The following is a 24,903-nucleotide window of genomic DNA, read 5'->3' as shown; positions in this document are numbered from 1 at the left end:
ATCTCATTAGGGATCACTATGCTGTTGTTCATGGCTATGCCCGTGGCCTTCTTCGTGCTCATGATCGCCAGATGCGTGTACTGTTAAAGACAGGCTAAGCAGCAGGCAGATAGCCAGAGAGTGTGGTCGATACATCATTGTGGGGTGTCCTGTGTTGTCTGGTTACTTACTGCCCGGGCGGTTAATTCTTCTATCAGGGTGCGGCTGATCAGAGCGGCGCTGGCACTGCTGATCAGCTGGCGCTCAGCCTCAATCAGTTCTTCCCGAGCGATATGCCAGTCCTGATAGCGGTAACGACCCTGGGCGTATCCCTGCCCGACCTCATCCATGGCTCGTTTAAGTAATGGGATGATTTTTTGTTGGTAGGTAATCACGCTGGCGGAGTGTTGCTGCAAGGCGCTCCAGGCGGTGTGAAGTCTTTGGGTTACTTCTCGTTTATGGGCCTGGTATTCATATTCACTCGCGACGGCACGCTGGCGGGCTGAAGTGGCTGCGGATGATCCGCGACGACCGCTGAAAAGAGGGATGCTGGCGGCCGCGCTCAGAGCCTCATCGCGACTCTCTGCAAAGTGAGTAACGCCGACCCGCCACTCTACGCTGCCGGCATTCTGGGCCTGTACCAGTGTCGAGTCGGCTTCTGCCAGCCGTGCTTTGCTGGCATACATCTCCAGGACCAGCGCATCATCAACAGCGCTCAGCAGCTGAGGAAACTGACCGGGCGGGGTACTCAGATCGAACAGGTTGCCTGTCAAGCCGAGCTCTCCGCGGGGCTCCCCGGGTGTCATCCAATAGCTTGTGAGTCGGTAAATATCGTTATCCAGCTGTAGGCGGGCCTGCGCTACGGCAGAGGCTGAGCGCTCCAGTGCCGCTTCAGCGCGAAGTTGATCGTTCATCGGAGCGGCGCCGCGCTGGTGGCGTTTTTCAACGACCGCCAGCGCCTGTCTATTCAGGCGCAGGCTTACTTCTGCAATCCTGAGCCTTTCCTGCGAGGCAAGCGCCGCTATGTAGGCGCGGGTAACATCGCTCAGTAACGATAAGGTCCGGGACTTACTCTGAGCTTCTGTGAGTTCGTAGGCCGATAGTGCCTGTTGGCGGCGGGCTCTGCGCTGCCCGCCCAGTTCGATAACCGACGACAGGGCGAGGATGTACTCAGCCTGTGCTGCCTGTTGGTAGCTGCCATTACCGATAAGGTTGTCGGCCTCGCCACTGAGAATAAGCGGCGGAGCTAACGCCTGCGTATCGACATTGGCCTTGCTGGCACGCTTAAGGGCCGAATACGCTCTGAATTGTGGGTGCGCCGCTTGCGTGCGCTGAATGGTTTCATCGAGGGTCAGGGCCTGAGATGGCACTGACCACAAGGTACTGAGGCTCACAATCAGGCCCACAGCACCGCGTGTTATTGGTGATTTCATAAAATTTCCTGAATAGCTGATCTGTCGGGCAGCCATAAGGCAGCCCGGCAACGAGTGGCGTTATCGTTCAGCTATTCAGGCAATCGGAGGGCGACAGATCCCAGTGACGGGAGAGTGCGGTGGCCGGACAAAAGGGCCGGACTGTTTAATAGTCACACTACTCAGTTGTGGTACCGACCAGCGCTGAGGCAGCGTGGTAGGAGTTGTGTGTTGGTGGCTGTGACAACCTGCGTGACCAGTTTCCGGGCAAGCGTCCTCTGCTGTATGGTCCTGATGCTCATGATCGCTATGGTGGGCGGCATCATGATGGGCAATGTCTGAGGCGTTGGGATCGGCAGCAAAGACATCCGTCACTTCATTAAAAGGAGCGAGATTCTGCAACATCAGCACAAGCAGCATCATCACCAGCGCAGGTGATGTTCGGGATAGCTGATGTTTGCGGTCAGTCGCTAGCGTAGGTTGTCAGGGCGAATCTTTTCGCGAACTCTTATCGGGATCTTTTAGTATAGTCATATACGACTACTTCTAGGATCTCAGCAATGGCAGCAGAAAACCAGTTGCACGTGACCTTTCGTGACGAAGATATAGAAAGTCTGCGCAAGCAGATGCTCAGTTTTGCGCGACTGCAGCTCGATGATGAGCATCTGGCCGAGGATGCGGTGCAGGAAGCTCTGGCCGGTGCGTTGAAAAATGCCTCTTCTTTTTCCCGCCAATCGACTCTGAAAACCTGGGTTTTCTCTATTCTGCGAAGAAAAATTGCGGATGTACTACGTGGGCAATACCGGGAACCGGTGCGCGAAGCCTGTAAGGAATGCAGCACGGACGACGACGAACTCTTTGATGGACGTGGGCATTGGCAGGCGGGAGCGACCCCCCGGCGCTGGGGTGACACGCATGAACTGGCTGATAACACTCAGTTCTGGCAGGTGTTTGATATCTGTCTTGAGGCACTGCCCGCAGAGCAGGCAAGGGTGTTTATGATGCGTGAATTTATTGAGCTGGATTCCGCAGAAATCTGCGCCTCGCTTGAAGTGTCGACGAGTAACCTTCACGTTCTTCTGCACCGTGCACGCCTGAAGTTGCGGGCATGTTTATCTGATCATTGGTTCGAGAGGGAGGCCTGACTATGTTGAGCTGTGAGCAAGCTACCCGTTTATTATCCGAAGGGCAGGACCGCACTTTAACCTTCCCCGAAAAAATGAACCTGAAAGTGCACACCGCGATGTGTTCCGGCTGCCGCGAATTTGGTCGTCAGCTGGGCTCGCTAAGAACATTGATTCAGGAAGAAAAAGACGCTGGGCCTGCGTCCGGTAAAAAATAATTTCTGTTCCTGTAAGAAAAGTGTCGGCAGGTGCGACTTACTCTATGTGCGGCAGAACCGCTGCTAATTTATTAATCAGAGAGAAATCAAAATGAAAAAGACCATGACAACTTTATCTGCTGCAATGCTTCTTGGTGCCGCTTCGGCCACAGTCAGTGCTGCTGAAAATCCATTTGCATCACAGTCGCTGGAATCTGGTTATCAGGTTGCGGGCCACCATGCAGAAAAATCTACTGAAGGTAAGTGTGGCGAAGGCAAATGCGGTGCTAAGTCTGAATCTGAAGGCAAGTGCGGTGAAGGCAAATGCGGTGCTAAGTCTGAAGCCGAAGGTAAGTGCGGCGAAGGCAAGTGTGGCGGTGCCAAGTCTGAATCTGAAGGTAAGTGCGGCGAAGGCAAATGCGGCGGCTCTAAATAAGAGTCCTCTGGCAGAAAAAGGCTGACCTATGCTCAGAACAATGACTCAACACTATAACGCTGTACTTCAGCGGATCCTGCATCTCGATGGTCTTGCACCTCTGTTGCTTCGGCTTTATCTGGCGCCAGTGATGATGCAGGCGGGTTGGACGAAATTCCAGTCGTTCGACAGTACAGTGGCATGGTTTGGTAACGCTGACTGGGGCCTTGGGTTGCCATTCCCTGAGCTGATGGTTGTGCTGGCAGCAGGCACCGAGCTGGTGGGCGGTGCACTGCTGATACCGGGCATTGCAGTGCGGTTGGTCAGTATCCCGCTGATGGCGACCATGGTCGTCGCGGCCCTGACGGTGCATCTGGAATATGGCTGGCTAGCCATTGCAGACAGTAGTTCGTGGCTGGCCAATGAGCGTGTGCTGGAATCGGCGGAACGTCTCGAGCGGGCAAAAGGTATCCTGCAGGAGCATGGAAACTACAGCTGGCTTACCGGGCGTGGCTCCCTCGTTGTCCTTAACAACGGTATTGAGTTCGCAGCAACCTATTTTGTTATGTTGCTGACCTTGTTGTTTACCGGCGGTGGCCGCTATACCAGCGTTGACTACTATGTTTCACGCTTCCTGAATCGCAACTGAAATAGCGCATGCCTGAAACAAGCAGGGCCGCTGATTTATAGCGGCCCTGTTATTCCTGTCCTACATCTCGATCTTTCTGTCTGTCCTTAGTTCGTTCTGCGCATCAAGGTACCTTCGCGATTTTATAGGGGTTAATTCCGTCATTCGGGCGGCGCTTAAAGCGTTTATAGGTCCACTGATATTGAGCCGGGCATAGACGCACGCAGTTCTCGATAGACTGATTCATTGCCGTTGCGGATATTACGGGGTCTGGATCAAACTGCTCCGGCAGGGCGTCGAATAAATGAATATCGAAGCCTTCGGCATTGGGTAGGCGTTCGCCGAACGCATAAATCACCTGACAGCCGGTTTCGCGGATCATCTGATGCGGCAGTGTTGGTGTCAGGGTTTCAACGCCCATAAAAGGTGCGAACACCCCCCGCTCACGCTTGGGCTCCTGATCTGGCAGAAAGCCAACGACCTTACCTGCATTAAGAGTGGCGAATAATGCCTTAACACCGCCACCTGTCGTGGGCACCAGTTCCGCACCGACCGCCTCCCTTCGGGAGACCATCCAATCGCTGAAATTCTTAACTTTTGCGGGTCGATACATAATGGTCGCCGACGTTAAGGTGGCCAGCCAGGCACTGACGATCTCCCAGTTGCCAAGGTGCGGAGACATAAACAGCAAGCCCCGCTCATCGGCAAGCTTCTGCTCTAACAGTTCCTGATTGTGGACCTTCCGGACCATCGTCAACAGTTTTTCATGCGAGTAGCCCCACATGGGCCCCATCTCTCCACCGGTCATGCCGTTCTGAATCAGCGTGTCGTAGAGGAGGGTTTCGCGATAGTCTTCGCTTTTATCGGCAAAGCACATTGCCAGGTTCACTCGGGCGACCTCGCGTGATCGGGTCCGCTTTGATGCCAGTCGTTTTCCTAACATACGACCGATACGTTGAGCTGTCGGCAACGACACAAGCCCCATCAGCTTGATCGCACCAATCATCAGGTAGCCAATCAGATTATTCACATTTCTCACCTTCATCAGAGTGCCCAAAGTGTACAACCTACGCCATTGACGGTCACTTGCTGAGCCTCTGCTAAGCTTAAATAATCCCTGCAGGATATGGGGAGCCAAACTTACGCCATATAACTAATAAGTAGCAGTCGGGATTGTCATCGTTATGACGGAAGCGAGCTTTAATCTGCAGGGACAGAAAATTCTTATCGTTGACGACCTCGTCGAGGCGCGCAGCGCACTGAAAAGTATGCTGACGGTGCTGGGGGCTGATGATGTATATAGCGCCACTGACGGACGCGAAGCCGTTGAATACATCATGGAACACGATTTTGATCTCGTATTGTCCGACTACAACCTTGGTAAAGGCAAAGACGGCCAGCAGATACTAGAGGAAGCCCGTTACACCAACCGTCTGCGCGCGACGGCATCTTTTGTCATGATCACGGGCGAGAATGCGGTAGATCGGGTCATGGGTGCACTTGAATACGATCCCGATGCTTACGTCACCAAACCGTTTACGCTCAGTATTCTACGAGAGCGCCTGTATCGCCTGAGTATTCTTAAGACAATTCTGTTGCCGATGAACAGAGCCATTGATCAGGGACAGATCGACTGGGCGATAGAAATTGCAGACCAGATCAGGGTCGAGCACCCTCGCCTGTTACTGCCCGTTTCCCGGTTGCAAGGTAAGTTGTGCCTGAAGCAGGAGCGCTATGAGGATGCGCTTGAAGCCTACACCCGGGTTCTGGAAAGTCGCCCGGCTTCCTGGGCCCGGCTCGGTCAGGCCGTGTGTTTCCATTTTCTCGGTGACACTGATCAGGCCGTATCCCTGATTCGGGCAACTCTTCTCGATCACCCCTTGTATGTTCAGTGTCATGATTGGTTGGCGAAAATACTCGTCGGCCTGGGCAAGGGCGAAGAAGCTCAGCAGGAGCTTGAGGCGGCGGTAAAGATCTCTCCGCGGGCCGTGTTACGGCAGCTTGAGTTAGGCCAGCTGGCGCTGACCAATGAGAGCTACACCGTCGCACAGGACGCCTTCGAGCAGGCCATGAGACTGGCGCGTTACTCCTGCTATAAAAGTTCTTCGACATATCAACAGTTCGTTGAGGCAGCGCAGCATAATCTTGATGCCGAGCAGACCAAAGAGAACCGCTTGTTGTGTAGTAAAGCGTTACGGGCTCTTGATGAGATGAAACAGGAGTTCTCCGGTAACATGGGGGTAGTTTTCGATGCGACGATCGCAGAGAGTCGCACCTATCAGGCGGTTGAGGATGACAACAAAGCCCGGAGTAGTGCAGATAAAGCCGAAGGCGTACTGGCTCGCATAAAAGAGCCCACTGGTGAGCAACAGTTGACGATGACGGAGGTGTATATTGACACCGGCCAGTCTGAGAAAGCCGTCAATATGGTTCAGACCATGAAGGATCAGGGAGTCGCCAGTACGTTGCTGCAACGGTTGGGGGCAATCGAAGAGCGCCTGTCGAACATCAATGCTCGCGAGAAATCAGCCGAGTTGAACGAGAAAGGCGTGGCTCATTATGAGCGGGGCGAACTTAAAGAAGCGATTGCGGCATTTGATCAGGCGACCCGGTTTGAAGAGGCGGGAATCAGTGTGCTCCTCAATGCGATTCAGGCAAAGGTCAGTTATATCGAAAACGAAGAGTTGGATGTTGGCCAGCTCAAAGACTGTTACCGCTTACTTCGCCGTATAGGCAGTGTTGGCCATTTTGATGAAAGACATGATCGCTACCAACGATTGAAAGAAACCTGTGAGCGGCTACGTCGATCGGCGGGCCTTTAGGGGAGGGGAGAGTATGAACCTGAAAGATCTTGCCGGTGCGATCATTCATGACCTTAAGAATCAGCTGCACTCTGTGCTGCTGGAGGGTGAAAAGGCCATGAGGGATATGCCAGAAGAATATCGGGATAAGCTCTACCCCGTATTTGCCCGCAGTCGCCGGGTTCATCAGGATGCGATGCAGCTGGTGACGCTATACCGGCTGCAGGAGCGCGGCAACTTTCCGGCAGATGATGCCTGGCCGGCAGATACGGTAAAACACGCGATTGAGTGTTTTAAGGTGCATTGGCCAGATGTTGAAGTGCATGTTGAGATCGATCCAGACTGTCAGGGGTACTACAACGATTCACTGATGCAGATGGCGTTAACGAATTTGCTGAACAACAGTGCTCAGGCGGGCGCGAAGACCATCTCTGTATCCGCGCAGGAACAAGGCCCCGGACTCCTGGTGCGCGTCAGCGACGACGGTCCGGGATACCCGGATGATGTTCTTGACGGTAACGGCGACAGCGACAAAGAAGGCGGAACAGGCATGGGCTTGTATTTCACCGAACTGATCGTCGCTCACCATTCTACACCGGCGAAGCCAGCGACTCTGGACCTGCAGAATGCCGCTGGCGGCGGTGCAGAAGCTATTATTACACTCCCTTGAGCAGGGCGTCAGGCCGTATCGCCCACTTCGAACAGGCGGAACACGAACTCTTTCGTACCCTTGTTCTTCAGTTCTTCCCAGTGAGCAGGAAATTCAGGCTCGAGGCTGGCTTCGTGTTCGATATACACCAGAGCGCCCGGTAACAGCGTCAGTTTGTTTAATGCAGGTTGTAGCAGATCTTTGCCGAACGGTGGATCGAGAAACACCAGATCGTAGGGCTCTGGGTTCTGGTCAAGCCACATCAGGGCATCTCCGGCCCAGACCTGGGCATTGCGGGCGTCAAGCTGCTTGAGATTGTCTTTCAGTTGAAACGCAGCCTTCGCGTGCTTTTCAAGGAAAATGACCTCTTTTGCGCCTCTGGAAAGCGCTTCAAACCCAAGCGCTCCACTGCCAGCAAACGCGTCGAGTACCCGAGCCCCCTCAATATCAGATTGCAGCCAGTTAAACACGGTCTCGCGAACACGGTCCATGGTAGGGCGCAGGCCATCAATTGCGGGAAAGCGCAGTCGGCGAGAACGCCACTGGCCACCGATAATGCGTAATTGGTGATGAGATTGTCGGCTCACTCAGAGCTCCGTGGTGCAGATGAATTCGCTTCTGTAAGACACTGCGCAAACGCTTCTGGTTCAGTGCGTTGCGATACGGCAAGTGCCTGATACAGTTGGAGAAAATACTCCTCAGACCGCTGATGGTAGGCAAGTTCTGCAGCAATGTCGATGGCCGAAACCGGGTTCAGCCACTCGCGCCGCAGGCGTTTAATTTCGTTCTCCCGGAAGCTTGCCCATGCCTCTCTGCTTGGGGCAGGTTTGCTCCCCGAAGCGGCGGGTTGTGCTACGCCCGCGCCGCGTTCCCGGTTCCACCATAACGCGCCTGCTGCATGTGCTTGCTGACAAGCAGAGGTTTCTTTCTCAGGCGTGTCGGGTGTTGTCAGAGAAAGTTTCTGAATAATAAACGAAGCAGCCTGCTGCATTTCAACGTCGGTCAGCGGGCCTTGCAGAGCGAGTCCTGCAGGACGCGGTGCTGCTATTGGGGTGATTTGGGTTGCGAGATGAGACGCCCACTCACTCGCGGGAACCTGAGTCCTGAATGCGTAGTGATCTTCGCCGGTAATGGATATCTGCAGACTGGACGATGCCGTGGCCTGCCAGTAGACAGGGACACCTTTATTGCTATGCCACAGGTGCCAGCCGGTATCTGCCAGCGGTGGGGCGTCTAAAGGTTCGAGGGGGGAGTCTTCACTGGTGGTAAAACTCAGATTGATGACCGTGATGATAAGGAGGCAGCCGATGATAAGAGCATTCAGGGTGCGACGGCTTAATCCATGGAACATCTAAGGAGAACTCCCTGTAAACAACTCATAGTGTTAGGATAGCACCCCATCAGCGCACATGCGCCCATCCTGACTGATCAGATTCAGAGACGCCGATGTTTGATTTTTTTAAACGTAAGAAGAAAAGCCCTGAGAATGCTCAGCCTGCAGACCAGCAGGCACCCCAACAGGTAGAAGAAACGAATGATGTAGCGGAAGCTTCCGAGGCTGCCAATCTGGTACCGGAGGCGCCGCTGGTTCAATCGGATGCTCCGGTCAGTGAAACTGAGGAGATCCTTCAGAAGGCTGTGGAGCCCGTTCCAGAACCAGTGACAGAGGCTGCTCCGGAAAAAGAAGAGCCTTCAGAGCCTGAGATCAAAGCAGAGGTTGCAGCATCGCAGATTGCTGCTGATGATATTGCAGTCGAGCCAGAAGAAATAGCCGATCCAGACGTGATGGTACCGGTGCCTGAAAAAGCCAAAGACGAGAAGAAAGGCTTCTTCGGGCGCATGGCGGCAGGCCTGAGCAAGACACGCTCTAACCTGACCGATGGCCTCTCGACTCTGCTGCTGGGCAAAAAAGAAATCGACGACGACATGATGGAAGATCTGGAAACCCAGCTCATCATGGCCGACGTAGGTGTCGAAGCGACGACCGAAATTATCGACCGTCTTACCAAGCGTGTGGGTCGTAAAGAATTGCGTGATTCAGACGCATTGTACGAGGCTCTGATTGAAGAACTTCAGGACATGCTCGCGGTGTCGCAGAAGCCACTGGTGATCGACAGCAGCAAAAAGCCGTACGTGATTCTGATGGTCGGTATCAATGGCGTGGGTAAAACGACGACGATTGGCAAGCTTGCGAAGCAGTTTCAGGCGCGCGGCAAGAGCGTTATGCTGGCGGCGGGTGACACTTTCCGTGCTGCTGCAGTAGAGCAACTTCAGGTCTGGGGTGAGCGCAATAATGTGCCCGTAGTCGCCCAGCATACCGGTGCGGACTCAGCGTCTGTGCTGTTTGATGCCGTGCAGGCAGCGACGTCCCGGGGCGTCGATATCCTGATTGCCGATACGGCCGGTCGTCTGCACAACAAAGACAACCTGATGCAGGAGCTGGAGAAAGTCGTTCGTGTTATGAAAAAGATCGACGACACCGCGCCGCATGAAGTGATGCTGGTTCTGGATGCGGGTACCGGCCAGAACGCGATTAACCAGACCAAAACCTTCCTACAGTCGGTGGGCGTCACCGGCCTGACGTTGACCAAACTCGATGGTACAGCAAAAGGCGGCATCATCTTCGCACTGGCGAAGCAGTTTGGCCTGCCGGTGCGTTACATCGGTGTCGGTGAGAAAATCGAAGACCTGCGTCCGTTTAATGCGGATGACTTTACCCGGGCGCTGTTCCGGATCAGCGACGACTGACGGATTTTTCTATGCCAATGGTACGCTTCGATGGGGTCAGTAAAAGCTACCCCGGCGGTAAAGAAGCTCTGAGCAAGGTCAGTTTCGAACTGGCGCGCGGTGAGTTCGCATTTCTGACCGGGCACAGTGGCGCCGGTAAAAGTACCTTGCTCAAACTGATGTTGCAGATGGAGCGTCCATCAGAAGGTCAGGTGTTCGTTGACGGTGATTGCGTCAACACCATGAAGAGCTCTCAGGTGCCTTTTCTACGTCGTAAGGTGGGGGTGGTGTTTCAGAATCACCAGCTACTGTTCGATCGCACTGTTTACGATAACGTTGCCATGCCTCTTCTAATTGCGGGTTATCAACCTGCCGAAGCCGCACGCCGGGTTCGTGCCGCCCTCGACTCAGTGGGGTTGCTCGGCTTTGAGCGTCGCAACCCGATTGAGCTGTCTGGTGGTGAACAGCAGCGGGTTGGTATCGCCCGCGCTGTGGTCAATAAACCCCAGTTGCTGCTGGCGGATGAGCCGACCGGTAACCTTGATCCTGAGCTTTCTGAAGAAATCATGAAGCTCTTTCTGCGTTTTCAGCAGGTGGGCGTCACCGTGTTGATTGCAACGCACGATATCGCCCTGATTGAACGCATGGGCCACCGGCGCCTGATCCTGGATCACGGCACTCTTCACGACAGCGGTCCGCGCGCTGGTTTTGAGCGGGGTGACCATGTCCGCACCTGATTCTCCAAAACGCCAGACAGCGAATGCGCCCCGTAAACCTCAGGCCGGTGCTTCAACACACGAGATCAGTATCAAAGACCGCCTCAATGGCTGGGCCCAGCAACACCAGCTGGTGGCTGTTGAAACCCTGATGCGATTGCTGACGAAACCGCTGGGCAGCATCATGACCTGGCTGGTGATCGCGATTTCACTGACTCTGCCCGGCGCCATGTGGATGACACTGGATAACCTCAGTCAGCTGAGTAATCGCTTTCAGGCGTCAGGCAGCATGAGCGTTTATCTGAAAACCGCGGTTCAGAATGATCAGGCGCAACAGTTGTTGAGCCGAATTGAAAGCATGGACGGTGTCGCCGATGTACGTTTTATTAGCGCGGATGAAGCCCTTGCGGAATTCCGTGCCAGCTCAGGATTGGGCGAAGCGCTGGACCTGCTGCCCGGGAATCCTTTGCCGGGCGTGATCGTGGTGGAGCCTGAGCTGGCATTGCCGCAGCAGGACGTGATTGCACTGGCGGATGCGCTGCGGAGTGAATCCCGCGTTGATAGTGTGGAGCTGGACACCGCCTGGCTTGATCGCCTGCATGCACTGCTGGCTTTGAGTGAGCGGATTGTCTGGGTGATGGGCGCCTTACTCGCACTCGGTATCCTGTTGGTGGTCGGTAATACCATTCGTCTGTCGATCGCAGCGCGGGTTGATGAGATTCGTGTGACCAAACTGGTTGGGGCGACGAATGCCTGGGTTCGCAGGCCGTTCCTGTATACCGGTCTCTGGTTTGGCATGGTCGGTGGCCTGGTATCGTGGATACTGCTGGCAATCGGTTGGGCTCTGGTGAGCGGGCCTGTAGAAGATCTCGCTGCACTCTATGGCTCCGAGTATCGCTTGCTGCCTCTTTCTGCAGGCGCTGCACTGGTGCTGTTGCTGGGCGCTATGCTGCTCGGCTGGCTGGGCGCCTGGTGGTCTGTGGTGAGGCATCTGCACCGGATTGAGCCCTGATAGCTGCGTATTACGTGGGTCTTCCGTGAGCTTTACGTTTACCGACACTCTATCGACACAATAGTAAGAGTAATGGCGCTATTATGATCGTATAAAGAACGGTGAATGGCATTGAAGGGAACTTATCCAGCCATTTGCGGTCTTAAATAGTGGTGCTAAACTTAGCGCTCGATTTTGATTATCACGCGTTTGAAAACATGACTTACGAGTGTAATCAGGTCGCTGTAAGTTGCTGATTGAGCAACAGAATTCCTTCAGGAGTGAGAGATGAACAACGGTTTGCAAGCAGTATACGCGATGTCTCCGGGTGCTAACCTGGAAGCCTACATTTCGACTGTTAATGCTATTCCTGTGCTTACGCCAGAAGAAGAGAAAGATCTGGCAGAGCGTTTTCATTATCAAGAAGACCTGGAAGCAGCGCGTCACCTGGTGATGTCGCACATGCGCTTCGTGGTACATATTGCACGTAGCTACTCGGGTTACGGCCTGAACCAGGGCGACCTGATTCAGGAAGGCAACGTCGGTCTGATGAAGGCGGTAAAACGTTTTAACCCTGAGGTGGGCGTACGTCTGGTGTCCTTTGCTGTGCACTGGATCAAAGCAGAGATTCACGAGTTTATTCTGCGCAACTGGCGCATCGTCAAAGTTGCGACCACCAAGGCGCAGCGCAAGCTGTTCTTCAACCTGCGCAGCCAGAAGAAAAAACTGGGCTGGTTGTCTCAGGACGAAGCAACTGCGATTGCAGAAGACCTGGGTGTTGAGACCAAAACGGTATTTGAGATGGAAGGCCGTCTGAATGCGCACGATGCTGCATTTGATGCAGGTGCGGACGACGATGACGAAAGCGCGTACAAGGCGCCTGCTTATTACCTTGAAGACCACAGTCAGGACCCGGCTCAGCTGGTCGAAGCCGATAACTACGAACAGGATGCGAATGGCCGTCTGGCAGACGCGATGGCGGATCTTGATGATCGCAGCCGTACTATCCTGCAGCAGCGTTGGTTGAGCGAAGAGAAAGCAACGCTTCACGAGCTGGCTGATATGTACAAAGTATCTGCTGAGCGCATTCGCCAGCTAGAGAAAAACGCGATGAAGAAGCTGAAGAACGCAATTGGTACTGATCTGGTACTGGCGTAATTATCGCTTCGCAAGATACGTTCGAAAGCCGCTCAATGAGCGGCTTTTTTCTTTGTCTGACGACGAACAATACGAGGCATTGCGGTAATAACCTTGCCTTGTCATAAAAATGTCATATATCGGACCGATACTCTGCAACCCTGTGATTTCCGGGCGCCAAAGGTGCTTCGGGCGGGTTACAATCGATCTGAAAATTCCCCGCCGGCTCAGGAGTAAATCTCATGGCTTTAAACGATGCTCAACGCTTTTTCCCGGAAACCCGTATGCGCCGTATGCGCCGGGATGATTTCTCCCGACGACTGATGCGCGAAACCCAGCTCAGTGTCGACAACCTGATCTACCCCATGTTTGTGCTTGAAGGGCATCAGGAGCGTGAGCAAGTGGCATCAATGCCGGGTGTAGATCGCCTGTCGATTGATCTGCTGATTGAAGAGGTTAAACACCTTTATAAACTGGGTATCCCTGCGGTAGCGCTGTTTCCGGTGACGCCGGCGGATGCCAAGTCTGAACTGGCCGAGGAGGCGTTCAACCCGAACGGTCTGGCGCAGCGCGCGGTTCGTGCCATCAAAGATGCCGTGCCAGAGATGGGTGTGATTACCGATGTGGCGCTCGACCCCTTCACGACACACGGCCAGGACGGAATTATCGATGCGGAAGGTTATGTGCTGAATGACCGCACCGTAGACACCCTGGTACGTCAGGCACTGTCTCATGCGGAAGCCGGTGCGGATGTGGTTGCTCCGTCGGACATGATGGACGGTCGTATTGGCGAAGTCCGTGCGGCACTGGAGCAGGAAAACTTTGTGAATACGCGCATCATGGCGTACTCCGCAAAATACGCGTCTGCGTACTATGGGCCGTTCCGGGACGCGGTGGGTTCTGCCGGTAATCTGGGCAAGGCCGACAAGAAAAACTACCAGATGGACCCTGCTAATACGGATGAGGCACTGCATGAAGTGGCGCTGGATCTGGCAGAAGGGGCCGACATGGTCATGGTGAAACCTGGCATGCCGTATCTCGATATTGTCCGCCGGGTGAAAGACGAATTTAAAGTACCTACCTTTGTGTATCAGGTCAGTGGCGAATACGCCATGCATAAGGCCGCGGCACAGCAAGGGTGGCTGGACGACAACGCCGTCATGATGGAATCACTGATGTGCATTAAACGCGCTGGGGCAGATGGAATCCTGACCTACTTCGCGAAACAGTTTGCTGAATTAGGGGACGTCTGATCAGGCGCTATCCTTAAAGCAGGATTTTTAGGTACCCTGATGACAATCGCTGAAAATACACAGACCAAAGCAGAACAGCCGCCGGAGCTATCCATGACGGACGTACAGGATATAGATCTCAACAGCAGTGAGTTTTACATCAACCGTGAACTCAGCCACCTGCAGTTTAATATCCGCGTCTTGGAGCAGGCGCTCGACGAAGCGCATCCTCTGCTCGACCGTTTGTTCTTTCTGTGTATTTTCAGTAAAAACCTCGACGAATTCTTTGAAGTGCGTGTTGCTGATCTGGTTCACCAGCTGACATTTAATCGGGAGCAGTCGGGGATAGATGGTCTGCATCCGGCTCAGGTGCTGGACGAAATCTACTCACTCTGCAGTACCACCGTCGAACGTCAGTATGAAATTCTTAACGACACTCTGCTGCCGCAATTAAAAGAGCAGAATATTCACTTCCTGCGACGTGCTGAGTGGAACGACGAGCAGCGTATCTGGATACGTGATTACTTTGATGACAGTATTCAGCCACTGATCAGTCCGATCGGTCTGGACCCCTCGCACCCGTTCCCACGACTGGTGAACAAAAGCCTGAACTTTATCGTCGCGCTCGATGGCAAAGATGCGTTCGGGCGCCAGACTGGTCTGGCTATCATTCCTGCGCCGCGTTCATTGCCGCGTACTTTGCGCTTACCGGATGAGCTGGTGCAGGAGGGCGGAGATCACTTTGTTTTCCTGTCATCGATTATTCACGAATACGCCGATGAACTCTTTCCGGGGATGACGGTGAAAGGCTGTTACCAGTTCCGTGTAACGCGCAACGCCGATCTGGATATTGACCACGAAGAAACATCCGACCTCGCCTCGGCACTTGAGGACGAACTGCACTCGCGTAATTTCGGTGAAGAAATGCGCTTAGAAGTCGCGGACAACTGCCCTGACGAACTGATCAGCTTTCTGCTGCGCCAGTTCAACCTTGATGAGTCTGACTTATTTAAAGTGAACGGCCCGGTGAACCTTGGTCGCCTGATTGAAGTGATTGATCAGATTAATCGTCCGGATCTTCGTTACCCGCCATTTACGCCGGGGCTGCCGAAAAACGTTAATTTTAAAAAGAGTATTTTCGAGAGCATCCGCGCGAAGGATACTCTGTTACTGCATCCGTTTGAGTCCTTCACGCCCGTGGTCGACCTGTTACGCGAAGCTGCGAAAGACCCTAGTGTTAAGTCGATCAAACAGACGTTGTATCGCACCGGTGCTAAATCAGAAATTGTTAATGCATTGGTAGATGCTGCCCGTAACGGCAAAGAAGTCACTGTGGTGATTGAGCTGCGCGCGCGTTTTGACGAAGAAGAAAACCTCTATCTGGCGAACCGCCTTCAGGAGGCGGGTGCCGTCGTCGTGTATGGCGTAGTGGGGTATAAAACACACGCCAAAATGATGCTGATTGTGCGTAAAGAGGGCAATCAGTATCGCCGCTATGTACATCTGGGCACGGGCAATTATCACGCAGGGAACGCGCGGGCGTATACCGACTACAGCTTTATGACCTGCGATGATTCAATCTGCGAAGACGTTCATAAAGTGTTCCAGCAATTAACCGGCATGGGTGAAGTCATGCGGGTGAAAAAGCTGTTTCATGCGCCCTTTACTCTGCATAAGCGTTTAATTCAGCTGATTGATCGTGAGCGTGAACATGCGGATGCCGGAAAGCCTGCATTAATCCGCATGAAAGCCAACGGCCTGACCGAACCTAAAGTGATTCGTGCGCTGTATCGTGCTTCTCAGTCGGGGGTTAAAGTCGAGTTGATTATTCGTGGTATGTGCAGCCTGCGCCCTGGTATTCCCGGAGTGTCTGAGAATATTGAAGTCCGCTCAATTATTGGTCGTTTCCTGGAACATACTCGCGTGTATTACTTCCTTAATGGCGGAAGCGATGAAATTTATGCGGGCAGTGCCGACCTGATGGAGCGTAATCTGCTGCGTCGCGTTGAAACCGCGTTCCCGGTGGAAACCAACAAGATTAAAGAGCGGATGAAAGAAGAGCTTGAGATCTATGTGAGGGACAACACACAGGCCTGGATTCTGCAAACAGATGGCTCTTATGTCCGGGCGCAACCAGGGCCTGACGATGAGACCATTTCTGCACAAAGCTGGTTGCTTGATAAACTGGCTGCCAGCAGTGGAACGCCAAGCGCAAGTTGAGCAGAAACGCAGGCAAATAGAAAACGGGGCAATGCCCCGTTTTTTGTGCTTTTTGGACTCTCTTTTTCCGGGCTTCTGGCTCAGGTTATGGTGAGCACCAGCCCGGCGGTTTTCTGTAATTCTACTTCTTCTTCCATATCCTGAGACGTCAGCGGGAAGTTGTCCTGCCAGCCTTCGGGAAGCTTCAGCAGCAGAGCATCCTTGTCGATGCTTGCCTCCGGCAGGGGTACGTCGTAGGCCTCGCGGCTGTGATTAAGCACGATGGCCACGCGCAGAATACGTATCAACCAGAGCGCGATGGTTTGCTGTCGGGCGGGCAGTAATTCGAGTTCTTCCGGGTGGATTTTGCGTCGGTGGTTGCGAACCAGCAGGGCCAGTAACATCTGCCCCTGACGGGTAAAACCCAGCATGTCAGAATGTTGTAGCAGATAAGCGCCGTGTTTGTGGAATCCACTGTGAGCGATGCTCAGGCCAATTTCATGGACGCGGGCGGCCCAGCTTAACCATTGGGCGAGCTCTTTGCGTGCGCCAATGTCTTTGCGTATCTGATTGAACAGAGCAAGCGCTGTCGCTTCAACACGGTCAGCCTGTGCGGTGTCCACATAAAAGCGCTCCTGCATGGAGGCGATAGAGCGGCTACGTACATCTTCATGTTCTGAGCGGCCGACCAGATCCCAGAGTGCGCCCTCGCGCAATGCGCCATCTGAATAGCGCATGTGCTTGATATCCAGCGTCTGAAATACGGCAGTGAGAATCGCCAGACCACCAATAAATACCTGACGACGGTCGGGTTTCACGCCTTCAATGTCGACGTCTTCAACGGTTTCGTAATCCAGGCAGTGATCGACTAATTTCTCAAGGCCGTCTGGGGTGATACCTTCATTGCCCCAACCATTACTGATGATGGCTTGTTCGACAGCGCGGATAGTGCCCGAAGAACCGATTTCACTTTTCCAGCCCAGCTTTTTGTACTGGGCCTTAATATTCAGCAGTTCCTGCTGAGCAGCCGACACCGCTTTTTTAAACTGTTTGCGGGTGATCTTTCCATCAGCAAAGAAGCGTTTGGTGAAAGACACACAGCCCATGTGCAGGCTTTCCAGAGCTTTCGCTTCGAAACGTTCACCGATAATAAATTCGGTACTGCCGCCGCCAATGTCGACCACCAGACGCTGACCACCATCGTCTGCCTGAGTGTGTGCAACTCCGAGATAAATGAGGCGGGCTTCTTCACGGCCAGCGATGACCTCGACGGGGTAGCCCAGCACTTCCTCAGCGCGATCAATAAACTCACGACGGTTACGGGCAGCGCGCAGTGCGTTGGTGGCGAATACCACGATTCTGTCCGGGTCCATGCCCTGAAGGCGCTGACCAAACTGAGCGAGGCAATCGACGCCGCGCTGGATGGCCTCCTCGCTGAGATAGTTCTGATTGTCCAGGCCAGCGGCCAGCTGAACTTTTTCACCGCGTTTTTCCAGAGTACGTATTTCACCCTGAAATTCTTCTGCGATCATCATGTGAAAACTGTTTGATCCGAGATCGACAGCGGCAATACGGCTGGATTCGACCTCTGCTGAATACTGCTCTGACATAACTATCTGTTTCCAATAACCCTATGATGAATATGCCTTCCGGCGTCTCTGGCGTCCAGTCGAATAATCCAATTGATTCCGCATCAATGTGGCGTACAATAACCCTTTCTAACTGATTGCACTTTTCTGCAGGGGAATTTCATGAGCGATAACATTATCACCGTAACCGACGATTCATTTGACGCTGACGTGCTGGGTTCAGACGTTCCTGTACTGGTGGACTTCTGGGCAGAGTGGTGTGGCCCTTGCAAAATGATCGCGCCGGTTCTGGAAGAAATCGCCGATGACTACGCAGGTAAGCTGAAAATTGCCAAGTTGAACATTGATGAAAACGAAGCCACTGCGCCTAAGTTTGGTATCCGCAGCATCCCGACTCTGATTCTGTTCAAGAACGGCAACGCTGAAGCGACCAAGATCGGTGCAATGAGCAAGTCTGAACTGGCTGCGTTCATCGAACAGGCGATCTGATCTCCCTGTCAGCTGTATTCCGCACTGCAAATGGGGACAAATGTCCCCGCAGTGCTGGACAACCCCCCTATATCTGTCTATATTGACTCCGCAACATTGAAAGCGGGCCATAGCTCCGATCAACGCTGCCCTCCATGGCGATTCTGCCAGGTTTTCTTCAGATCCAGCATCTATCTAATTCAAATAACCTAACCGTATATACCTATACCTATGAATCTCTCAGACCTGAAACTCAAATCAGTCCCCGAATTGCTGAAAATCGCCGGCGATATGGGAATTGAGCACGTCAGCCGTACCCGTAAACAGGACATCATCTTCGCCATTCTGAAAACCCACGCAAAGAGTGGTGAAGACATCTACGGTGATGGCGTACTGGAGATTCTTCAGGATGGCTTCGGTTTTTTACGCAGTGCGAACAGCTCATATCTGGCCGGACCCGATGACATTTATGTGTCGCCGAGCCAGATCCGTCGCTTTAACCTGCGTAAGGGCGATAAAATCGCCGGTAAAATCCGTCCTCCGAAGGACAACGAGCGTTACTTCGCGCTGTTGAAAGTTAATGAGATTAACGACGACAAGCCAGAAAACGCGAAAAATAAAGTACTGTTTGAAAACCTGACGCCGCTGTTCCCGAACGAACGTCTGATTCTGGAGGCTGGTAACGGCTCTACTGAAGACCTGTCCTCCCGTGTACTGGATCTGGTCGCCCCAATCGGTAAAGGTCAGCGTGGCCTGATCGTTGCGCCACCGAAAGCTGGTAAAACCATGCTGCTGCAGACCATCGCGCAGTCTATTACCCGCAACAACCCGGAGTGTGAGCTGATTGTCCTGCTGATCGACGAACGTCCGGAAGAAGTAACAGAAATGAAGCGTTCTGTACGCGGTGAAGTTGTGGCGTCGACCTTTGATGAGCCGCCAGCCCGTCACGTACAGGTTGCTGAAATGGTCATCGAAAAAGCCAAGCGTCTGGTTGAACACAAACGCGACGTGGTCATTCTGCTTGACTCTATCACCCGTCTGGCCCGCGCTTACAACACCGTTATCCCTTCCTCAGGTAAGGTACTGACCGGTGGTGTCGATGCTAACGCCCTCGAGAAACCAAAGCGTTTCTTCGGTGCGGCACGTAACATCGAAGAAGGTGGCTCTCTGACCATCATCGCGACTGCGCTGGTTGATACTGGTTCTAAAATGGACGAAGTTATCTTCGAAGAATTTAAAGGTACCGGTAATCAGGAACTGCACCTCGACCGTAAGATCGCCGAGAAGCGTATCTACCCTGCGATCAACATCCGTCGTTCAGGCACTCGTCGTGAAGATATGCTGTTCAACGAAGCTGATCTGCAGCGTCTGTGGATTCTGCGTCGCCTGCTGGCTGAAATGGAAGACGTACAGGGCATTGAATTCCTGCTCGATAAACTGCGTCAGACCAAGACCAACGACGAGTTCTTTGATTCGATGCGTAAGGGAAAATAAGTCCTTACTCGCTCAGAAACGCCCGGTCAGCTTTGCTGCCCGGGCGTTTTTATTTGTACTTCTGTTCGACTTTTTCAATCACGTCATTGGCAATCCGAAGGCTTTCGAGAAGATCAAGCAGGTTGTAGTCCAGATTGACGTTAAGATGGGTCTTCTGGCCATCGAAGAAGTCGGGGTTTTTGCCTTCAAACTGTAGTGACAGGTTTAACTGTCCATCCGGCTGATAGCGCACACCTGACTGTAGCTCGTCATACTGAAAATTCTGTAACAGCTTCATTGCCATTCCGACGCTCTGGTCTGCCTGAGCGAGGGCATCGGCACTTTCGTCCTGATATTTGATGGTACCACCCGGGTCCCGGGCGAATAGATTGCCTCCCGGTACCATAGGACCCTCTTTGGTCAGCACAATCGGCAACATACCATCCAGCAAGCCGGTGGCTTTGATACCGGCTTCTTTCTCAATGGCGGCAATCTGACTGAGCTGCAGATGATCAAGACGAACACCGAAGGCATTGACGTCTTTGCGACTGTCATAGTGAATCTCAGGTGCATAGATCCGACCACCCAATAAGTCGGTGTGGATTTCGTAAACATCCACTTCGAAATAGCTGAGATCTTCCGGGAAGCGCGTCTGCGTCCGGGCAAGCAGGTTGGTCAATGGAATACCACTGTCGAGCTTGCTGCCAGACAACTGTGCATCCAGTTGGTATTCGCCCTGCTGCGGGCGGCGCAGGGCAAGCATGGCATTCCATTCTTCGAGGGTGATGCTGTTGTCGTAAATCAGGCCTACGCCATCAGCTCTGAGCATCATATCGGGAGTCAGCTCGAATCCATTTTCGCTGCTTTGCCAGTCCAGCCAGCCTTGTCCTGACAGGTGGCCATTAAGTAGCTGAACGCTGGTCAGGTTGGCCATGTCTGCAAGGCCGAGCGCCATCCAGTCGAGGCTCGCATCGGTCAGATGCCATTGCAGAGAACCATTGCCGGACAGCAGGTCATGCTCAGCCCGGGTGCGGAAATGAATCTCTCCGTTCGCAGCGGTGAGATCAAGTGACGCATCCACTCGTTCACGGATCTCGTCCATCGTGATGGTAACCGGGCCGCTGAGGCTGATGTCCGGTATTGGCCATAGGCCCCAGTCAGAATCATTGAGGCGCGCAGAGAGCGTGCAGTTACCCAGCAGACCGTTTGCAAGGTCCTGAAGGTCGATGTCGCCCGGATCGCAGCCAAGATGTGACGGCGCAAACCGCAGGCGGGCATCCTGTTCTTTCGATATCGCTGTGAAAGGCGCTATTTTCAGGCGCAGGTCTCTGGCTTGTACATGCCGGTTGTCATCAAGGCTGCCTTTGACCATCAGGTTCTGCAATACAGAAACAGTCAGCGGTGATACAGCCCAGCCCTGCCAGGGAGCAATCTCGGTATTGAGAACCAGCCCATCGTCCGAAGCAATCGACCATTGTCCTGTGTCGCTGATTTCTGCATTGAAACGCCCGTTACCTGTCATTTTCCATTCTGGTAACTCCTGCTGTGCCGGCTGTTGATAACTGACTGAGACTGGCAGTGTGATGGAGGACGCCCCCGTTGCTGTCCAGACACCTTCAGGTTCCAGCGTGATACGGGTCGTTGATAACCCAGAGAGCTGCGCGGAGAGCGAGCCTTCGAGTTGGCAGCTGTCAGCGCCAGGAGAGCACGTGGCGGTCAGCGCCTGCCCCGGCGTGGTGGCTTTCCAGTCGCTGAACTGACCGTCAGTGCTGGTTCTGATTGAGGCTGCAATTGGCTGGGTTGCCAAAAACAGACTCCAGTCGTCATCTGTTGCTGAGCGCCTGACGGAAAAAGCTACCCCGGCGGGCTGTACCGACATGTTGTCACTGATCACTGACTTGCGTGTGGTCAGCGTGGTGGTCAGGTCTGCTATCAGTTCGTCAGGCCATCGCGCCTGAGCGGGACTGTTGAGCGTTCCTTCTAATAGTACGTTCTGCCCTTTCACCGGAAGGTCAGCCATCTGTGGCAGGCTGTTCTGGATCTTGCTGAGGTCTGCCTCAAGTCTTATGTTGGCATCGCTGGTGTCATCTGTCTGGGTCAGGCCGGCCCAGAGTTGTGCCAGCAAAGCTTCCTGCTGGGAGAGCATTGCGAGGAGTTCAGCATTGCCCTGTTCATTACGTTGCAGCTGTAAATTGACGGTCACTGACTCCTGAATATGCGGCAATCTCAGGTCACCGGAGACTCCCCAGTGGTCAGGCCGGAGAGAGCCTGTCAGGCGGGCAGATATGTCGGGGGTATCGATCTCCAATGTCTGGACCCGGATATCGTCGACCGGCAGTGTCATTAGTTCTGTGATCACAGGCAGGTCAACGTCGAAGCCCGGACTCAGAGTCGATGAAGGCTGCGAAGGAGCGTCATCGACAGCAGTGATATGAACCCGAAGGGTTTCGGCGGTCAGGCTGTCAGCCTTTCCTTGCAGTAAGCCAGTACCGTGGTAATTCAGTTCGGCGTTACGAATCTGAATAAGGACGCCGGGCGCCGGTTGAATGTCCAGCTCATCGACAGCGAATTGCTGGCTCGTCAGGCTGCGTATCTGGAGGTGGCTGCCTGGAGCCACCAGGCGATCAAGAAGCGGAGGAAGCCAGTTGTTCAGCAGAGGAACGATCGAGAAATAGAGCGCCACTATCGCGGCGCCCGTTAGCAAAAGGGCGATCACTATGCCCTGAAACCAGCCTCGCCGGATCAGAGCCGGCGCTTGTTGATCTGATTCCCTGCGCTCACTCATAGCGGCGTATCAGGCTTTCAGGGTTTTAACGCCGTCCTGAGTACCGAGGAGCAGAACGTCCGCGCCACGCTGCGCAAACAGGCCGTTGGTAATGACGCCGGTGATCTGATTGATGTCGGACTCAAGTTGCATCGGTGATTGAATCTTCAGATTATGAACATCAAGGATCTGGCCGCCGTTATCCGTGACCACTCCCTCACGCCAGACCGGGTCACCACCCAGTTTCACCAACTCACGGGCAACGTGTGAACGGGCCATCGGTATGACTTCTACAGGCAATGGAAACGTGCCCATCATGCCGACCATTTTGCTCTCGTCCGCAACACAGATAAATTTCTTTGCGACTGCCGCAACGATCTTTTCGCGGGTCAGAGCAGCACCACCGCCCTTGATCATCTCAAGGTGCTCGTTAATTTCGTCAGCACCATCAATGTAGAAATCCATGCCATCGACGCTGTTCAGGTCGTACACCGGGATACCATGACTTTTCAGGCGCTCAGCCGATGCTTCGGAGCTTGCAACTGCACCGTCGAACAGGTGTTTTACGGCGGCGAGAGCGTCGATAAAACAGTTCGCTGTTGAGCCGGTACCGACGCCAACAATGCTGTCTTCGTCGAGCTGGGGCTTGATGTAATCAACCGCGGCCTGACCAACCGCCTGCTTGAGTTCGTCCTGATTCATAATGTCTGTATCCGGGTGAAATGCTTTCGCGAATTATAAGGCTTCATGCGCTACAATGCGCGTTCGCTCTCGATTTTTTTGGAACAGCGGCATGCTAAACGAATACCTTAAAAAAATACTCTCTTCCCGCGTCTATGACGTTGCTGAAGAGACGCCTGTCCATACTGCAACGTTTCTCAGTGAGCGACTGGAAAACCAGATATGGATTAAACGTGAAGACAAGCAGCCTGTGTATTCGTTCAAAATTCGTGGTGCTTACAACAAGGTTGTGCAGCTGACTGACGAAGAGAAAGCGCGTGGAGTGATCGCTGCATCGGCGGGCAATCACGCTCAGGGTCTGGCGCTGGCTGCGAAAAAGCTTGGCATCAAAGCCGTGATTGTTATGCCGCGGACAACACCTGAAATTAAAGTGAAGTCTGTAAAAGCACGTGGCGCTCGCGTGATTCTGCATGGCGATGCGTTTGATGAAGCTTTTCAGTACTCCCAGAAGCTGGTCGAAGAAAAAGGCTATACCTACATCCATCCGTACGATGACCCGGAGACCATCGCTGGACAGGGAACGGTCGGTATGGAAATCCTGCGGCAGATGCCGGTTCGTCCGGATGCGATCTTTATTCCTGTCGGTGGTGGCGGGCTGATTGCAGGTGTTGCCGCTTACATCAAAGCGCTGGCTCCTGAAATCCGCATCGTAGGGGTTGAGAGCAGTGAATCGGCTTGTCTGGCCGCTGCACTTGCTGCTGGCAGTCGCGTGGTTCTTCCTGAAGTAGGTATCTTCGCCGACGGTGTCGCGGTCGCACAGATTGGAGAAAATACCTGGGAAGTCTGCAAAGACTATGTTGACGAGGTGATCACCTGCACACCGGATGAAATCTGCGCAGCGATCAAAGATACCTTTGATGATACCCGCGCCGTCAGCGAACCTGCCGGAGCCCTGGCGATTGCCGGTCTGAAAAAGTACATCGAGCGTGAGCAGTGTAAGAATAAAAATCTGGTTGCCATCCTCAGCGGTGCCAACGTGAATTTCGATCGTATGCGCTACATCTCGGAAGTTGCTGAGATCGGTGAAGGTCGTGAAGTTATTCTTGCGGTCACCATTCCCGAAGAGCCGGGAAGCTTTCAGCGTTTCTGTAGCCTTCTGGGGAAATCACCAATCACCGAGTTTAACTATCGTTACAGTCGCGATGATGAGGCGCAGATTTACGTCGGCGTAAAAGTCTCTGACGAGCCGGGTTCGCGTAAAGCACTGGTCTCGGACCTTGAGGCTGAGGGCTATACGCTGATGGATATTACCGATGATGAAGTGGCGAAATACCATATCCGTCATATGGTCGGTGGTCACGCACCTGCGTCTGTTACCGATGAGCGGGTCTATCGCTTTGAGTTCCCGGAGCGCCCGGGGGCCTTGCTGAACTTCCTTAAAAAACTCGGTAAGCGTTTTAACATTTCACTGTTTCACTATCGCAATCATGGTGCTGCTTACGGCCGTGTCTTGGTCGGCCTGCAGATTTCTGATGATAAACGTGAACAGCTTCAGGGATATCTTGAAGAACTCGGCTATCGTTACTGGGATGAGACAGACAATACGGCTTATCAGCGCTTTTTGCGTTAATACGCCAGTGTCGTGATACAAGTTCACCTTGTGGGGCTGGCAGAGGAGTTTAGACTGCTTCGCTGCTGCCTCAAGCCGGATTTTTTATGTT

Annotated in this window: 23 protein-coding genes; 15 read left to right on the top strand and 8 right to left on the bottom strand. The window is 53.6% G+C overall.

Going from position 1 to position 24,903, the window contains the following annotated elements; all coding sequences use genetic code 11:
* Positions 1-134: 134 nt before the first annotated feature.
* A complete protein-coding gene (locus AC5E51_RS06300) occupies positions 135-1,412 on the bottom strand; it encodes a TolC family protein (protein WP_301377872.1) in 1,278 nt (425 codons plus the stop codon).
* Positions 1,413-1,487: 75 nt separating this feature from the next.
* Positions 1,488-1,814 (bottom strand): hypothetical protein, encoded by a 327-nt coding sequence (locus tag AC5E51_RS06295; RefSeq protein WP_491778287.1) that lies wholly within the window; start codon positions 1,812-1,814, stop codon positions 1,488-1,490.
* Positions 1,815-1,951: 137 nt separating this feature from the next.
* Here AC5E51_RS06295 and AC5E51_RS06290 point away from each other — a divergent pair, with 137 nt between their 5' ends.
* The 4 genes from AC5E51_RS06290 (at position 1,952) to AC5E51_RS06275 (ending at position 3,776) form a co-directional block, all read left to right on the top strand.
* The gene (locus AC5E51_RS06290; RefSeq protein ID WP_068435975.1) at positions 1,952-2,536 is read left to right on the top strand and encodes a sigma-70 family RNA polymerase sigma factor; all 585 of its coding nucleotides are present in this window, start codon (positions 1,952-1,954) and stop codon (positions 2,534-2,536) included.
* Between the two features lie 2 nt (positions 2,537-2,538).
* Positions 2,539-2,733, top strand: coding sequence for a zf-HC2 domain-containing protein (locus tag AC5E51_RS06285; RefSeq protein ID WP_273092262.1), 195 nt, complete (start codon positions 2,539-2,541; stop codon positions 2,731-2,733).
* A 103-nt stretch (positions 2,734-2,836) separates the two neighbouring features.
* Positions 2,837-3,148 carry an HvfA family oxazolone/thioamide-modified RiPP metallophore gene (locus AC5E51_RS06280; RefSeq protein ID WP_301377873.1) on the top strand — a complete coding sequence of 104 codons (312 nt, stop codon included), beginning with the start codon at positions 2,837-2,839 and terminating at the stop codon, positions 3,146-3,148.
* Between the two features lie 28 nt (positions 3,149-3,176).
* Positions 3,177-3,776, top strand: coding sequence for an HvfX family Cu-binding RiPP maturation protein (locus AC5E51_RS06275; protein ID WP_068435981.1), 600 nt, complete (start codon positions 3,177-3,179; stop codon positions 3,774-3,776).
* A gap of 103 nt (positions 3,777-3,879) precedes the next feature.
* On the opposite strand, the gene AC5E51_RS06270 is transcribed toward AC5E51_RS06275, so the two are convergent.
* Entirely contained in the window at positions 3,880-4,785 is a 906-nt protein-coding gene (locus tag AC5E51_RS06270) for a lysophospholipid acyltransferase family protein (RefSeq protein WP_068436026.1), read from the bottom strand.
* Positions 4,786-4,939: 154 nt separating this feature from the next.
* Here AC5E51_RS06270 and AC5E51_RS06265 point away from each other — a divergent pair, with 154 nt between their 5' ends.
* Positions 4,940-6,577 (top strand): tetratricopeptide repeat-containing response regulator, encoded by a 1,638-nt coding sequence (locus tag AC5E51_RS06265; RefSeq protein ID WP_297533332.1) that lies wholly within the window; start codon positions 4,940-4,942, stop codon positions 6,575-6,577.
* Between the two features lie 13 nt (positions 6,578-6,590).
* The gene (locus AC5E51_RS06260) at positions 6,591-7,226 is read left to right on the top strand and encodes a sensor histidine kinase (RefSeq protein ID WP_491778286.1); all 636 of its coding nucleotides are present in this window, start codon (positions 6,591-6,593) and stop codon (positions 7,224-7,226) included.
* 8 nt (positions 7,227-7,234) lie between these two features.
* Here AC5E51_RS06260 and rsmD read toward each other — a convergent pair whose 3' ends face one another.
* Both rsmD and AC5E51_RS06250 read right to left on the bottom strand, forming a co-directional pair.
* Positions 7,235-7,792 carry a 16S rRNA (guanine(966)-N(2))-methyltransferase RsmD gene (gene rsmD / locus AC5E51_RS06255; protein ID WP_273092011.1) on the bottom strand — a complete coding sequence of 186 codons (558 nt, stop codon included), beginning with the start codon at positions 7,790-7,792 and terminating at the stop codon, positions 7,235-7,237.
* Positions 7,789-8,556, bottom strand: a complete 768-nt coding sequence (locus AC5E51_RS06250; RefSeq protein ID WP_301387591.1) for a hypothetical protein — start codon at positions 8,554-8,556, stop codon at positions 7,789-7,791. The genes rsmD and AC5E51_RS06250 overlap by 4 nt, the downstream gene beginning before the upstream one ends.
* A gap of 95 nt (positions 8,557-8,651) precedes the next feature.
* On the opposite strand from AC5E51_RS06250, the gene ftsY reads away from it, so the two are divergent.
* The 6 genes from ftsY to ppk1 all read left to right on the top strand — a co-directional run bounded on the left by ftsY (position 8,652) and on the right by ppk1 (position 16,228).
* Positions 8,652-9,953, top strand: coding sequence for a signal recognition particle-docking protein FtsY (ftsY, locus tag AC5E51_RS06245; RefSeq protein WP_301387590.1), 1,302 nt, complete (start codon positions 8,652-8,654; stop codon positions 9,951-9,953).
* A gap of 17 nt (positions 9,954-9,970) precedes the next feature.
* The gene (gene ftsE, locus AC5E51_RS06240) at positions 9,971-10,669 is read left to right on the top strand and encodes a cell division ATP-binding protein FtsE (protein WP_273092013.1); all 699 of its coding nucleotides are present in this window, start codon (positions 9,971-9,973) and stop codon (positions 10,667-10,669) included.
* On the top strand, positions 10,656-11,660 hold the full coding sequence (gene ftsX / locus AC5E51_RS06235) for a permease-like cell division protein FtsX (RefSeq protein WP_491778285.1): 1,005 nt from the start codon (positions 10,656-10,658) through the stop codon (positions 11,658-11,660). The genes ftsE and ftsX overlap by 14 nt, the downstream gene beginning before the upstream one ends.
* 267 nt (positions 11,661-11,927) lie before the next feature.
* Entirely contained in the window at positions 11,928-12,797 is an 870-nt protein-coding gene (gene rpoH / locus AC5E51_RS06230; RefSeq protein ID WP_068435996.1) for an RNA polymerase sigma factor RpoH, read from the top strand.
* 221 nt (positions 12,798-13,018) lie between these two features.
* Positions 13,019-14,029 (top strand): porphobilinogen synthase, encoded by a 1,011-nt coding sequence (gene hemB, locus AC5E51_RS06225; RefSeq protein ID WP_491778284.1) that lies wholly within the window; start codon positions 13,019-13,021, stop codon positions 14,027-14,029.
* Between the two features lie 39 nt (positions 14,030-14,068).
* Positions 14,069-16,228: a polyphosphate kinase 1 gene (ppk1, locus tag AC5E51_RS06220; protein ID WP_414716227.1), complete on the top strand. Its 2,160-nt coding sequence runs from the start codon at positions 14,069-14,071 to the stop codon at positions 16,226-16,228.
* Between the two features lie 80 nt (positions 16,229-16,308).
* Here the strand turns inward: ppk1 and ppx are convergent, their stop codons facing one another.
* Positions 16,309-17,817, bottom strand: a complete 1,509-nt coding sequence (gene ppx / locus AC5E51_RS06215; protein WP_491778283.1) for an exopolyphosphatase — start codon at positions 17,815-17,817, stop codon at positions 16,309-16,311.
* A gap of 141 nt (positions 17,818-17,958) precedes the next feature.
* On the opposite strand from ppx, the gene trxA reads away from it, so the two are divergent.
* Positions 17,959-18,285: a thioredoxin TrxA gene (gene trxA, locus AC5E51_RS06210; RefSeq protein ID WP_068436003.1), complete on the top strand. Its 327-nt coding sequence runs from the start codon at positions 17,959-17,961 to the stop codon at positions 18,283-18,285.
* 210 nt (positions 18,286-18,495) lie between these two features.
* Positions 18,496-19,758 carry a transcription termination factor Rho gene (gene rho, locus AC5E51_RS06205; protein WP_068436005.1) on the top strand — a complete coding sequence of 421 codons (1,263 nt, stop codon included), beginning with the start codon at positions 18,496-18,498 and terminating at the stop codon, positions 19,756-19,758.
* A gap of 49 nt (positions 19,759-19,807) precedes the next feature.
* On the opposite strand, the gene AC5E51_RS06200 is transcribed toward rho, so the two are convergent.
* Both AC5E51_RS06200 and rpiA read right to left on the bottom strand, forming a co-directional pair.
* Positions 19,808-22,522, bottom strand: coding sequence for an intermembrane phospholipid transport YdbH family protein (locus AC5E51_RS06200; protein ID WP_491778282.1), 2,715 nt, complete (start codon positions 22,520-22,522; stop codon positions 19,808-19,810).
* A gap of 9 nt (positions 22,523-22,531) precedes the next feature.
* On the bottom strand, positions 22,532-23,203 hold the full coding sequence (gene rpiA, locus AC5E51_RS06195) for a ribose-5-phosphate isomerase RpiA (protein WP_068436010.1): 672 nt from the start codon (positions 23,201-23,203) through the stop codon (positions 22,532-22,534).
* Positions 23,204-23,294: 91 nt separating this feature from the next.
* Here rpiA and ilvA point away from each other — a divergent pair, with 91 nt between their 5' ends.
* Positions 23,295-24,812 carry a threonine ammonia-lyase, biosynthetic gene (ilvA, locus tag AC5E51_RS06190; protein ID WP_076514487.1) on the top strand — a complete coding sequence of 506 codons (1,518 nt, stop codon included), beginning with the start codon at positions 23,295-23,297 and terminating at the stop codon, positions 24,810-24,812.
* Positions 24,813-24,903: the final 91 nt, after the last annotated feature.

It is taken from the genome of Thalassolituus sp., from assembly GCF_984348125.1.
The sequence above is the reverse complement of the archived record's forward strand: the minus strand, read 5'-3'. Positions and strand labels throughout refer to the sequence as shown.

Excerpts from the sequence above, each read along its gene's own strand:
- AC5E51_RS06300 (WP_301377872.1), bottom strand. The coding sequence starts at position 1,412 with ATGAAATCACCAATAACACGCGGTGCTGTGGGCCTGATTGTGAGCCTC.
- AC5E51_RS06295 (WP_491778287.1), bottom strand. The coding sequence starts at position 1,814 with ATGATGCTGCTTGTGCTGATGTTGCAGAATCTCGCTCCTTTTAATGAA.
- AC5E51_RS06290 (WP_068435975.1), top strand. The coding sequence starts at position 1,952 with ATGGCAGCAGAAAACCAGTTGCACGTGACCTTTCGTGACGAAGATATA.
- AC5E51_RS06285 (WP_273092262.1), top strand. The coding sequence starts at position 2,539 with ATGTTGAGCTGTGAGCAAGCTACCCGTTTATTATCCGAAGGGCAGGAC.
- AC5E51_RS06280 (WP_301377873.1), top strand. The coding sequence starts at position 2,837 with ATGACAACTTTATCTGCTGCAATGCTTCTTGGTGCCGCTTCGGCCACA.
- AC5E51_RS06275 (WP_068435981.1), top strand. The coding sequence starts at position 3,177 with ATGCTCAGAACAATGACTCAACACTATAACGCTGTACTTCAGCGGATC.
- AC5E51_RS06265 (WP_297533332.1), top strand. The coding sequence starts at position 4,940 with ATGACGGAAGCGAGCTTTAATCTGCAGGGACAGAAAATTCTTATCGTT.
- AC5E51_RS06260 (WP_491778286.1), top strand. The coding sequence starts at position 6,591 with ATGAACCTGAAAGATCTTGCCGGTGCGATCATTCATGACCTTAAGAAT.
- AC5E51_RS06250 (WP_301387591.1), bottom strand. The coding sequence starts at position 8,556 with ATGTTCCATGGATTAAGCCGTCGCACCCTGAATGCTCTTATCATCGGC.
- ftsY (WP_301387590.1), top strand. The coding sequence starts at position 8,652 with ATGTTTGATTTTTTTAAACGTAAGAAGAAAAGCCCTGAGAATGCTCAG.
- ftsE (WP_273092013.1), top strand. The coding sequence starts at position 9,971 with ATGGTACGCTTCGATGGGGTCAGTAAAAGCTACCCCGGCGGTAAAGAA.
- ftsX (WP_491778285.1), top strand. The coding sequence starts at position 10,656 with ATGTCCGCACCTGATTCTCCAAAACGCCAGACAGCGAATGCGCCCCGT.
- rpoH (WP_068435996.1), top strand. The coding sequence starts at position 11,928 with ATGAACAACGGTTTGCAAGCAGTATACGCGATGTCTCCGGGTGCTAAC.
- hemB (WP_491778284.1), top strand. The coding sequence starts at position 13,019 with ATGGCTTTAAACGATGCTCAACGCTTTTTCCCGGAAACCCGTATGCGC.
- ppk1 (WP_414716227.1), top strand. The coding sequence starts at position 14,069 with ATGACAATCGCTGAAAATACACAGACCAAAGCAGAACAGCCGCCGGAG.
- ppx (WP_491778283.1), bottom strand. The coding sequence starts at position 17,817 with ATGTCAGAGCAGTATTCAGCAGAGGTCGAATCCAGCCGTATTGCCGCT.
- trxA (WP_068436003.1), top strand. The coding sequence starts at position 17,959 with ATGAGCGATAACATTATCACCGTAACCGACGATTCATTTGACGCTGAC.
- rho (WP_068436005.1), top strand. The coding sequence starts at position 18,496 with ATGAATCTCTCAGACCTGAAACTCAAATCAGTCCCCGAATTGCTGAAA.
- AC5E51_RS06200 (WP_491778282.1), bottom strand. The coding sequence starts at position 22,522 with ATGAGTGAGCGCAGGGAATCAGATCAACAAGCGCCGGCTCTGATCCGG.
- rpiA (WP_068436010.1), bottom strand. The coding sequence starts at position 23,203 with ATGAATCAGGACGAACTCAAGCAGGCGGTTGGTCAGGCCGCGGTTGAT.
- ilvA (WP_076514487.1), top strand. The coding sequence starts at position 23,295 with ATGCTAAACGAATACCTTAAAAAAATACTCTCTTCCCGCGTCTATGAC.